Raw genomic sequence first — 10,779 nt, forward strand, 5'->3', positions numbered from 1 at the left:
TCTACCAACTGAGCTACTGTGGAATGGTATGTTCTTCTAGCGAACAATATTTATTATACCTATTTTAAAATTAAATGCAATAGTTTTTTTGAAAAAAATAATATTTTTTTAGAAATCATGAGAAAAGCTGATAAGATAGGTTGTTTTACTTTGGTAATTTAAAACAAAATAGAACTTTTCTTCAAAAGAATTTTAAAAAATGGTATAATGAAAATTAACAAAAGTAGAAAGAAGAACATAAATGGAGATAATATTTTTAGGAACAGGTGCAGGCTTGCCTTCCACTATGAGAAATACACAGTCTATATTTTTAGATTTTAGTCAAAGTTTAAAAGAAACATGGTTAATTGATTGTGGAGAAGCTACACAGCATCAAATTTTAAGAACTTCAATTAAATTATCAAAATTAACGAAAATTTTTATCACACATTTACATGGTGATCATATTTTTGGGTTACCTGGATTATTATCAAGTCGATCTTTTCATGGCGGTAAAGATTTACCCTTAACTTTGTATGGTCCAAAAGGTATTAAACAAATTATCGAAACTGTGTTAACTGTGTCACAATCGAGATTAAATTATCCTTTAAATATCATTGAGTTTGAAGATGATGGTATAATTATTGAAGATAACTATCAAGTAGCAGTTAAAAAATTAGAGCATGGTATTGATAGTTTTGGCTACCGTATTACTTTACCTAATAAACCAGGTGCATTAGATGCAGAAAAATTACGTCATTTAGGTATTCCAAGTGGTCCATTATATAAACAAATTAAAGAGGGTCATGATTTTGAGTGGCAAGGTCAAATATATCATGCACAAGATTTTGTTGGTGAAGTACAAGCTGGAAAAATTATTGCCATTTGTGGTGATTCACGAGCAGTAACGCAAACTATTGAATTAGCAAAAAATGCAGATATTTTTATTCATGAAGCGACTTATTTATCTGAAGAAGATACACATTTAGCTTATAATTATTTTCATACAACTTTGCCACAATTGAGTGAAATGGCACAAGCCGCACAAGTTAAGCAAACTATTGCAACACATATTAGTAGTCGCTATTTATTAGAAGATATTGTGAATTATCAAATGCAGGATATTTTAATTGCAAGTGATTTTAGTAAATTTACGTTGAAAGAATGAGGAGTTAACAATGAGATATCAAGAAAAAATATTAACGCAAAAAGATATTTATCAAGGTAAAGTGGTTCATTTACAAGTGGCAGAAGTTGAATTGCCAAATAATCAAATCGGTCATCGTGAAATGATTAAACATCAAGGTGCCGTTGCGATTGCCGCATTGACAAAAGATAAAGAAGTGTTATTGGTTGAACAATTTCGTGTGACATGTGATGAATTTTTATTAGAAATACCGGCAGGTAAATTAGAAAAAGGTGAAGTACCCGAAGCAGCAGCATTACGAGAGTTACAAGAAGAAACAGGTTATACAACTGATCAATTAGTAAAAATGTATGAAGGTTATACAACACCAGGCTTTACAAATGAATTATTAAGATTTTATTGTGCTATTGATGTTGAATTAATGACTGAAAGAATTGCTATGGATGATGATGAATTTATTGAATTAGTGAAAATACCTTTAACAGATATTCCACAAATGTTAAAAGAACAAAAATTTAAAGATCTTAAAACCATTACTGCTTTACAATTTTTAATTGCAAATTATAGTTAGTATCATTATAGTTGCAAAATATCAAGGTGACAATTATTATAAAACAGTAAGAAATGAAAAGAGGTGTAGCGTTTTGGAAGATAAATTAGCAAGTATTAAAGAAAAATTACATGCATCTGCTTATAAATTGACACCTCAGCGTGAAGCCACAGTACTTGTTTTAATAGAAAATGAGAAAAAGCAATTAAGTGCAGAAGATGTTTATTTACTCGTTAAAGATAAAGCGCCAGAGATTGGTTTAGCAACAGTTTATCGTACATTAGAATTACTTTCTGATTTGAAAATTATTGAGAAAATTACTTTTGGAGATGGTGTAGCACGTTATGATTTAAATAGTGATGCTACAAGACATTTTCAACATTATTTGATTTGTGATCGTTGTAACGATGTTGAAGAATTGAAAGACAATTTACTCATTGACTTAGAAAATACTATTCAACAAAGATTTCAATTTAATATTAGTCATCATTCAGTAAAATTTCATGGTATATGTTATAAATGTCAACAACTTGAATTAAAAGATAAGGATAACTAAATATGGATAAAATGCTTGCACAATATTTACAGTATTTAATAAGTGATCGCATTGCCAGCGAAAATACAATTAAAAGTTATCGACGTGATTTAGAAAAATATTTTAAATATCTTAATCAATTGTCAATTCAACAAGTTAGTCATATTTCGCGACATCATATTATGAATTATTTTACGACTTTACAAGAAGAAGGTAAATCGAATAGAACTATTGCCAGAATGGCTTCTTCAATTCGTTCTTTTCATGATTATTTACTTTTAAATCATTATGTGACACAAGACGTGAGTCGTGATGTACAAATTCCAAAATATGAAGTGATTAAACAAGAAATATTAACTTATGAAGAAATTCAAAATTTACTTAATTTAACACCGCGTGGGAAATTAGGTTTAAGAAATATGGCAATGTTAGAATTACTTTATGCAACAGGGCTTAAAGTAAGTGAATTAGTTCAATTAACAGTACACGATGTCAATGTTGATGTTGGTTATATTATGATTCACAATCAACAAGGTGAACGTAGATTATTACCATTAAGTAATGTAACTAATGATAAAATATCTCAATATTTACTAGATGCGCGTCCTTATTTAGTTAAAGCACCTTGTGATTATTTATTTGTGAATACACATGGTAATAAAATGAGTCGTCAAGGTTTTTGGAAAATTTTAAAGCAATTAGCAGTTAAAGCGAATATTAATGTAGCAATTACACCGCAAAAGCTAAGACAATCTATAGCTGTGCATCTTTTGCAAAATGGTGCGTCTATTGCAACAGTAATTCAATTATTAGGTAATCAAAATTTAGGACATTTAGAACAATATTTAGTAGATAATAATGAAAATATTAGAGAAAATTATTTTAAATATCATCCAAGAGCAAAGAATGATTAACTATGGCGTGACAAGATGATATAATAAAGTTATATTTTTGTAGCGCCAATAAATAAAAAAGAGGTATAAATATGAATTATAAAAAATTTAAACGTATTCACTTAATTGTCATGGATTCAGTAGGTATCGGTGAAGCACCTGATGCTAAAAAATTTGATGATGAAGGTTCACACACTTTAGGTCATATTGCAGAATTCATGAAAGGTTTAAATGTACCGAATATGGCTAAAATGGGATTAGGTAATATTTCAACTTTAGAAGGCGTACAGCCGAGCGAACAACCTAGTGCTTATTATGGAAAAATTGCAGAAGCTTCTGTAGGTAAAGATACGATGACAGGTCATTGGGAAATTATGGGCTTAAATATTGATACACCATTTAAAGTTTATCCTGAAGGTTTTCCAGCAGATTTTATTCAATTATTAGAAGAGAAATTAGGACGCAAAATTGTTTGTAATTTACCATATAGTGGGACAGCTGTTTTAGATGATTTTGGTCCGCATCAAATGGAAACTGGGGATTTAATTGTCTATACATCAGCAGACCCGGTATTACAAATTGCTGCACACGAAGAAGTTATCCCACTAGAAGAGTTGTATGCGGCATGTCAAACGGTACGTGATTTAACAAGAGAAGGGGATAATGTCGTTGGACGTGTTATTGCTCGCCCATACATAGGTGAACCAGGTAAATTTGTACGTACTTCTAATCGTCATGATTATGCTTTAAAACCATTTGGTCGCACAACAATGAATGAATTGAAAGATGCAGGCTATGATGTGATTGCATTAGGTAAAATTAATGATATCTATGATGGTGAAGGTGTTACCGACACACGTCGCACGAAAGATAATGTTGATGGAATGGATAAATTTATTGCTGTATTAGATGAACAATTCACAGGTTTAAGTTTTTTAAATTTAGTTGATTTTGATGCTGTTTATGGTCATCGTCGAGACCCTCAAGGTTATGGTGAAGCGTTAGAAACATTTGATGCTCGTTTAACAGAAGTTGTTGAAAAATTAACGGAAGATGATCTATTAATAATTACAGCTGATCATGGTAATGATCCAACTTTTAAAGGGACTGATCATACACGTGAATATGTGCCGGCTTTGTTTTATAGTAAGGCATTTACACAGCCAAGTGAATTAGCAACAGGTGATACATTTGCCAATATTGGTGCGACAATTGCAGATAATTTTAATGTAACAGCACCACCTTTTGGTCACTCAATTTTATCACAATTAAAATAATAAATAAGCAGCTATGAAAAAATTAGTTTTTTCATAGCTGCTTTGTTTATTGTTGTCTAAAAATACCTTTTTTATTCTCTAACTGTTCTGATTCAAGGAGTTCGCTAACTGTCACGAATTGATAGCCTTCTTTTTGTAGATATTCTATAACTCTAGGTAATGCATCAGCACTTGTTTGATGAATATCATGCATTAAAATGATTGATCCCGCTCGCACATTTGTAACGACTTCATTATAAATGGCATCTGCATTACGTGATTTCCAATCTAATGTATCAACATTCCAAAGTACACACGGGTAATCAAATTGTTGTGCTAAATTTTCATTGATGTCACCGTAAGGTGGACGAATACTTTTAACATGACCACCAGCCTGATTGATAGCTTGAGTTGCATCATTAATTTCAGCTAAGGCACTAGTTTTATCAATTTGTGTTAAATGTGGGTGATCCCATGAATGATTACCTTGTTCATGTCCTTCTTTAGTTTCACGTTGGATAATTGCTTCACGTCCAGCTACATTTTTACCGATAATATAGAAAGTTGCAGGTACTTGATATTGTTTTAAAGTATCTAAAATTTGTGGCGTTACCTTTGTATGCGGTCCATCATCAAAAGTTAATGCAATATATTTAATTGAGGTATCATTTTTTAATAGTGACTTCCAGTAAGATGAATGAATCGTTGATTTCATTGATGATAAATCAACACTAAGACTTTGTGCTGATTTATCTAGTGTATTGGTAGCAAAATAAAAATTAATGATATCTTGTTGATCGTCATGTGTAATAGAGAAATTATGAAATAGATTCGGATTGTGTTTTAATGCTTTATCAAATGTTTCAGTACTAATACCAGCAGTAGATAAAGTCGTTGTTAAATATTGATTGACTTGTGTATCTTTGTTAAATAAATCAACAAAATTTACGGCTTGTTGTTTAGCGGTATCATAAATGACGCTATAATAATCTACATTGTTTGTTGCATGATTGTTGATTGTATATAATAGTTGGTATCGTTGATGTCCAAGTGAAGAGACGGTAATTTCACTTGTTAGGCTGGCTTGGTCTTTAACATTTTTAAAATAAGATGCTTTAGCTTCATTTAAAAAATGTGCAACTTGATCATCAATTTGTTGTTGGCCAGTTTTTAAATATTGTAAGTGATAATGATAATCGTTTGAATTTAGTTGTGTATCAATAATTTTAATATTATCAATTAATATTTGTTCTTGTTTTATTTCATTTTTTTGTGCTAATTTAAGATAGTCAGTTGACCCGATTTTATACCATATAATAATTAATAAAATGAATAGTAAACTAACGAGAAGTGCTAAAGTGCTATAAAATTTTGATTTTCGTGATTTTTGTAACATGAGATACCTCCTTGTACTTTACATTTATATTACAACTAACGTAATATAAATGCAACATAAAATAAGTTATTTATATTGTAATGGCTATTGAAAAGGGGATGTGTATTTTAAAAATAAAGCTTAGTATGATATAATAATATGACAATTTGTAGAAAACATATGCGTAAAGGGGAAATCATGGATACACAAAGATTACTTAATCAATTAATATCGAAAGTGATAACGGGCCATGTACCAGATCAAGTAAATGATATTTATTTTGATTCAAGAGCTGTCACATCAAATTCAATTTTCGTGGCATTAAAGGGCTATACGGTAGATAGTCATCGTTTTGTTCATCAAGCTATTGCCAAAGGTGCAAAAGTATTAATTGTAGCACAACCTGTCGAAGTAGACTTATCACAAGTCGCTGTTGTAACTGTACCAAATACGAGTGTAGCCGCTATCATTTTAGCTAATGCTTTGTATGATTCACCATCATTAAAATTAAATACAGTGGGTATTACAGGTACTAATGGTAAAACTTCAGTATCCACAATGATTCATCATGTGTTAAGAGCATTAAATCAAGGTTCAGCTTTATCAGGTACGAATGGTATTTATTTTAATGAACAACATATTAAAGGTGAAAATACAACACCAGATATTATTACGACACAACAAAATTTAGTCGCAGCATTAAAGCATGATATTCATCATTTTACTTTTGAAGTTTCCTCTCATGGACTTGTTTTAGGACGTTTATCAGGTGTTGACTTTGATATTGCCGTCTTTACTAATTTAACACATGACCATTTAGATTTTCATCAAACGATGGCTAATTATGCACATGCTAAATCGTTACTATTTTCTGGTTTAGGTCAAGATTTATCTCGTCGTAAATTTGGAATTATCAATTTAGATGATGAATGGGCACCATTTATGATTGAAGCATGTGCGCATCCAGTGTTAACTTATAGTATTAAAGATGCACAAGCTGATTTTTATGCTCGTGATATACAAGCTTCGTTAAAAGGTAGTACATTCACTTTACATTGTCCTGAAGGTCAATATTTAGTAACTTTACCGTTTATTGGTGATTTTATGGTTGCTAATGCACTTGCTGCTATGGCAACATTATGGTGCAAAGGCATTACATTAGTTGATATTATTAAACAAATTTCACATATACCAAGTATAGATGGTCGTGTTGAAAATTTAGATACAACTTTACCTATTAATTTAATTTTAGATTATGCACATACACCAGATGCTGTTGATAAGCTTTTATCTGCTGTTTTACCCTATAAAAAACAAGGTAAAGTTATTTTATTATTAGGATTAGCAGGTGGACGTGATTTATCAAAAGGTGAAGATATGGCCAATGCAGCATCAAGAGCGGATTATGTTATATTTACTAGTGATAATCCAATAGATACACCATGGTATATATCAACAGATGCTATGAGTCAAGGTATGCCACATCAAAATTATATAGAAATTAAAGATCGTGCTAAAGCGATTGCTCATGCCATTGAGTTATCACAAGTTGGTGATACGATTATTTTAGCTTCTAAAGGTCGTGAACACGAACAGAAATTAGCGAATTATCAATCTATGTGGCATGATGATGCAGTCATTGCATTAAATTTAGCTCAACAAAAATATCAATTATAGAAAGAGGACAATCATGTCATTTGAACAAGAAGTATTATCAAGAAAAACATTTGCAATTATTTCCCATCCAGATGCTGGGAAAACAACATTAACTGAAAAATTATTATTATTTGGAGGTGCAATTCGAGAAGCGGGAACGGTTAAAGGTAAGAAAACAGGTAAATTTGCTAAATCGGATTGGATGGCAATAGAACAACAACGTGGTATCTCAGTTACCTCTTCGGTGATGCAATTTGATTATGACCATAAAAAAATTAATATTTTAGATACACCTGGACATGAAGATTTTTCAGAAGATACTTATCGTACATTAATGGCAGTGGATAGTGCCGTTATGGTTATTGACTCTGCTAAAGGTATTGAGCCACAAACATTAAAATTATTTAAAGTTTGTAAAATGCGAGGCATTCCAATTTTTACCTTTATCAATAAATTAGATCGTGTCGGTAAAGAACCTTTTGAATTATTAGAAGAAATTGAACAAACATTGAATATTGATACATATCCGATGAATTGGCCGATTGGTATGGGTAAAGAATTTTTCGGTATTATTGATCGCCAAGATAAATATATTGAACCTTTTAGAGATGAAGAACATATTTTACAATTGGATGAAGATTATAATATTATAGAAGGTCACCCTATTGAACAAGATGCTATTTTTAAACAAGCACAAGAAGAATTAATGTTAGTTTCCGAAGCAGGTGCAGAATTCGATGAAGAGGCATTAAAAGTCGGTAACTTAACACCAGTCTTTTTCGGTTCAGCTTTAGCCAATTTTGGGGTGGAAAATTTCTTAAATGCTTATGTTGATTTTGCACCTTCACCTTCAGGTAGAAAAACAGAAGACGGTGAAGAAATCAGCCCATTTGATGAAGCATTTTCTGGTTTTATTTTTAAAATTCAAGCTAATATGGATCCGAAGCATCGTGATAGAATTGCCTTTATGCGTGTTGTATCAGGTGCCTTCGAAAGAGGGATGGACGTTAATTTAACACGTTCAAATAAAAAAATGAAAATTACACGTTCAACAAGTTTTATGGCAGATGATAAGGCCACAGTCAATTATGCAGTAAGTGGTGATATTATCGGTTTATATGACACAGGTAACTATCAAATTGGTGATACATTAGTAGGTGATAATCAGAAATTTCAGTTTGAAAAATTACCTCAATTCACACCAGAATTATTTATTAAAGTATCAGCTAAAAATGTTTTAAAACAAAAACATTTTCATAAAGGTATCGAGCAATTAGTACAAGAAGGTGCCATTCAATATTATAAAACATTACATACTAATCAAATTATTTTAGGTGCTGTAGGGCAATTACAGTTTGAAGTTTTTGAATATCGTATGAAAAATGAATATAATACAGAAGTTATTATGGAGCCAATCGGTAGCAAACAAGCACGTTGGATTGAAAATGAAGATCAAGTGACAGATAGTATGAGTACAGCAAGAAGCATGTTAGTGAAAGATCGTTACGACAATCTTGTTTTCTTATTTGAAAATGATTTTGCTATGCGTTGGTTTGCAGATAAACACCCAGATATTAAGTTATATAGTTTATTATAGGAGTTAGCTATGCGAATTCTTTTAACTTCATCAAAAGGTGGACATTTGACAGAACTATTAAAGTTACAACATATGACCGCCCATCATGATGTGAATTATGTCATCGAACATCCCCAACAAATGGTTGATTTAAAACATCCAGTCTACTATTTGTCAGCGGGAACGCATTTTAATAATAAATTATCTTATTTAAAAATTTTAATGGCTAATATAGCTAAAGGTTTATACTATGTCATCAAATTAAAACCACAAGTGATTATTTCAACAGGTGCGCATAACACCATTCCATTATGTTTGTTTGGTAAATTATTAGGTAAGCGTATTATTTATATTGAGTCAATTGCTAGAGTTCATACACCTTCTAAAACAGGTCGATTAATGTACAAAATAGCAGATCAATTTTATGTTCAATGGCCAGAAATGTTAGCCGTTTATCCTAAAGCAATTTATAAGGGGCAATTATTATGAGGATATTTGTTATTGTTGGTACACAAGAAGTGCCATTTCAACGTTTAATTAATTACGCTGAGCAATTATCTACAACACATGATATTGTGATTCAATATGGTTACACACCCATAATAGCACAACCTAATGTCGTTTATCGTCAGTTTTATGATAAGCAGCAGTATCAAGCTTTAGTAAAAGGTGCGGATATCATTTTATGTCATGGTGGTGCAGGTACAATTTTTGAAATGTTAAAATTACATAAAAATATTATTGTTGTGCCAAGAGAAGCACAATATCAAGAACATGTCGATAATCATCAATTAGAATTAGCTGAAAAATTATCACAAGAAGGGTATCTATTTGTGGCACGTCAATATGAAGAGCTATTAACAATATTAGATAATATTAAGCAACAAACATTAACAACATTTGAACCGTATTCAGAAATTGAAAGCAGTATCTTAGAGCAATTGAATATATGGGAACATCATTGATAATAAAAGTGACTTAATACTAAGGGATGAGAATCTTTAGTATTAAGCCACTTTTTTATATGTTAGAAAAAAATAATTAGTTTTTCCTAGCGTCTTTATTTGATTTCGCAAATTATATAATATAAATATTGAAAATAAAATGTAAAACCTACTTTACAAAAGCGAGAAGAAAAGTTATAATATCAATGTAAAGTTAACTTGTCATTTTAGAAGGAAGGTCATTTATTTGTGAAAAATAAAATTGAAGCTTTAAGAAAACAACAGTATTTAACACAAGAAGAATTAGCGAGCAGTTTAGGTGTTTCCAGACAAACAGTTAATTCTCTCGAAAAAGGTAGATATAATCCATCTATTTTACTTGCTTTTAAAATTTCAAGATTTTTTAATTTATCTATTGAAGACATATTTATCTATGAGGAGACAGTGCATGAATAATCGGAAAATTAATTATTTAGATTATGCTTTAATTGTTGGACTATTAATTTTAATTTATCACTTGCCAATTAATACTATTTTAAAAAATATATTATCTTATTTAATAGTTAGTGTCTTTTCTTTTTTATCTATTCAATTGTTTCATCGTCAAATGATGAATAATAAAAGAAATGCTTATCAAGTTAGTGTTGAAGATGAGAGAAATCATATGATTAGAGATAAAGTTAATGCGTGTTTATCTTATATTTTAATGTTTTTTATGGGTTTAATTGCTATTATTTGTTTTGAAATGAAGAACTATTTATCAGGATTTTTACTAAGTAGTATTGTTATATTATCACCTATAATGATGTATTTTATTCGTCATTATTACGAAAGAAAATATTAATAAAAAATAAGACAAATGATTGAT

Annotated in this window: 12 protein-coding genes; 11 read left to right on the forward strand and 1 reads right to left on the reverse strand. The window is 30.5% G+C overall.

The window, feature by feature from the left end; genetic code table 11:
• Positions 1-241: 241 nt before the first annotated feature.
• The 5 genes from rnz to deoB all read left to right on the forward strand — a co-directional run bounded on the left by rnz (position 242) and on the right by deoB (position 4,381).
• On the forward strand, positions 242-1,147 hold the full coding sequence (rnz, locus tag AC5EAH_RS06695) for a ribonuclease Z (RefSeq protein ID WP_493494003.1): 906 nt from the start codon (positions 242-244) through the stop codon (positions 1,145-1,147).
• Between the two features lie 10 nt (positions 1,148-1,157).
• Positions 1,158-1,697 (forward strand): NUDIX hydrolase, encoded by a 540-nt coding sequence (locus AC5EAH_RS06700; RefSeq protein WP_493494004.1) that lies wholly within the window; start codon positions 1,158-1,160, stop codon positions 1,695-1,697.
• A gap of 73 nt (positions 1,698-1,770) precedes the next feature.
• Positions 1,771-2,232, forward strand: coding sequence for a ferric iron uptake transcriptional regulator (fur, locus tag AC5EAH_RS06705; protein ID WP_493494005.1), 462 nt, complete (start codon positions 1,771-1,773; stop codon positions 2,230-2,232).
• Positions 2,233-2,234: 2 nt separating this feature from the next.
• Positions 2,235-3,125, forward strand: a complete 891-nt coding sequence (locus tag AC5EAH_RS06710) for a tyrosine-type recombinase/integrase (RefSeq protein ID WP_493494006.1) — start codon at positions 2,235-2,237, stop codon at positions 3,123-3,125.
• Between the two features lie 71 nt (positions 3,126-3,196).
• On the forward strand, positions 3,197-4,381 hold the full coding sequence (deoB, locus tag AC5EAH_RS06715) for a phosphopentomutase (protein WP_493494007.1): 1,185 nt from the start codon (positions 3,197-3,199) through the stop codon (positions 4,379-4,381).
• A gap of 46 nt (positions 4,382-4,427) precedes the next feature.
• Here the strand turns inward: deoB and AC5EAH_RS06720 are convergent, their stop codons facing one another.
• The gene (locus AC5EAH_RS06720) at positions 4,428-5,756 is read right to left on the reverse strand and encodes a polysaccharide deacetylase family protein (RefSeq protein ID WP_493494008.1); all 1,329 of its coding nucleotides are present in this window, start codon (positions 5,754-5,756) and stop codon (positions 4,428-4,430) included.
• Between the two features lie 177 nt (positions 5,757-5,933).
• On the opposite strand from AC5EAH_RS06720, the gene AC5EAH_RS06725 reads away from it, so the two are divergent.
• The 6 genes from AC5EAH_RS06725 to AC5EAH_RS06750 all read left to right on the forward strand — a co-directional run bounded on the left by AC5EAH_RS06725 (position 5,934) and on the right by AC5EAH_RS06750 (position 10,755).
• Positions 5,934-7,412: a UDP-N-acetylmuramoyl-L-alanyl-D-glutamate--2,6-diaminopimelate ligase gene (locus tag AC5EAH_RS06725; RefSeq protein ID WP_493494009.1), complete on the forward strand. Its 1,479-nt coding sequence runs from the start codon at positions 5,934-5,936 to the stop codon at positions 7,410-7,412.
• Positions 7,413-7,425: 13 nt separating this feature from the next.
• On the forward strand, positions 7,426-8,988 hold the full coding sequence (locus tag AC5EAH_RS06730) for a peptide chain release factor 3 (RefSeq protein ID WP_493494010.1): 1,563 nt from the start codon (positions 7,426-7,428) through the stop codon (positions 8,986-8,988).
• A gap of 9 nt (positions 8,989-8,997) precedes the next feature.
• On the forward strand, positions 8,998-9,456 hold the full coding sequence (gene pssD / locus AC5EAH_RS06735) for a PssD/Cps14F family polysaccharide biosynthesis glycosyltransferase (RefSeq protein ID WP_493494011.1): 459 nt from the start codon (positions 8,998-9,000) through the stop codon (positions 9,454-9,456).
• The gene (locus AC5EAH_RS06740; RefSeq protein ID WP_493494012.1) at positions 9,453-9,932 is read left to right on the forward strand and encodes a glycosyltransferase; all 480 of its coding nucleotides are present in this window, start codon (positions 9,453-9,455) and stop codon (positions 9,930-9,932) included. Before pssD ends, AC5EAH_RS06740 begins: the two co-directional genes overlap by 4 nt.
• A gap of 228 nt (positions 9,933-10,160) precedes the next feature.
• Positions 10,161-10,367: a helix-turn-helix transcriptional regulator gene (locus tag AC5EAH_RS06745; protein WP_493494013.1), complete on the forward strand. Its 207-nt coding sequence runs from the start codon at positions 10,161-10,163 to the stop codon at positions 10,365-10,367.
• Complete coding sequence (locus tag AC5EAH_RS06750; protein WP_493494014.1) at positions 10,360-10,755, forward strand: hypothetical protein; 396 nt, start codon at positions 10,360-10,362, stop codon at positions 10,753-10,755. Before AC5EAH_RS06745 ends, AC5EAH_RS06750 begins: the two co-directional genes overlap by 8 nt.
• Positions 10,756-10,779: the final 24 nt, after the last annotated feature.

The organism is Staphylococcus sp. B1(2026) (genome assembly GCF_058895785.1).

Bases quoted from the DNA above. Each gene is read 5' to 3' on its own strand.
- AC5EAH_RS06725 (WP_493494009.1), top strand. From the start codon at position 5,934: ATGGATACACAAAGATTACTTAATCAATTAATATCGAAAGTGATAACG.
- AC5EAH_RS06750 (WP_493494014.1), top strand. From the start codon at position 10,360: ATGAATAATCGGAAAATTAATTATTTAGATTATGCTTTAATTGTTGGA.
- pssD (WP_493494011.1), top strand. From the start codon at position 8,998: ATGCGAATTCTTTTAACTTCATCAAAAGGTGGACATTTGACAGAACTA.
- AC5EAH_RS06720 (WP_493494008.1), bottom strand. From the start codon at position 5,756: ATGTTACAAAAATCACGAAAATCAAAATTTTATAGCACTTTAGCACTT.
- AC5EAH_RS06700 (WP_493494004.1), top strand. From the start codon at position 1,158: ATGAGATATCAAGAAAAAATATTAACGCAAAAAGATATTTATCAAGGT.
- AC5EAH_RS06740 (WP_493494012.1), top strand. From the start codon at position 9,453: ATGAGGATATTTGTTATTGTTGGTACACAAGAAGTGCCATTTCAACGT.
- deoB (WP_493494007.1), top strand. From the start codon at position 3,197: ATGAATTATAAAAAATTTAAACGTATTCACTTAATTGTCATGGATTCA.
- rnz (WP_493494003.1), top strand. From the start codon at position 242: ATGGAGATAATATTTTTAGGAACAGGTGCAGGCTTGCCTTCCACTATG.
- AC5EAH_RS06730 (WP_493494010.1), top strand. From the start codon at position 7,426: ATGTCATTTGAACAAGAAGTATTATCAAGAAAAACATTTGCAATTATT.
- AC5EAH_RS06710 (WP_493494006.1), top strand. From the start codon at position 2,235: ATGGATAAAATGCTTGCACAATATTTACAGTATTTAATAAGTGATCGC.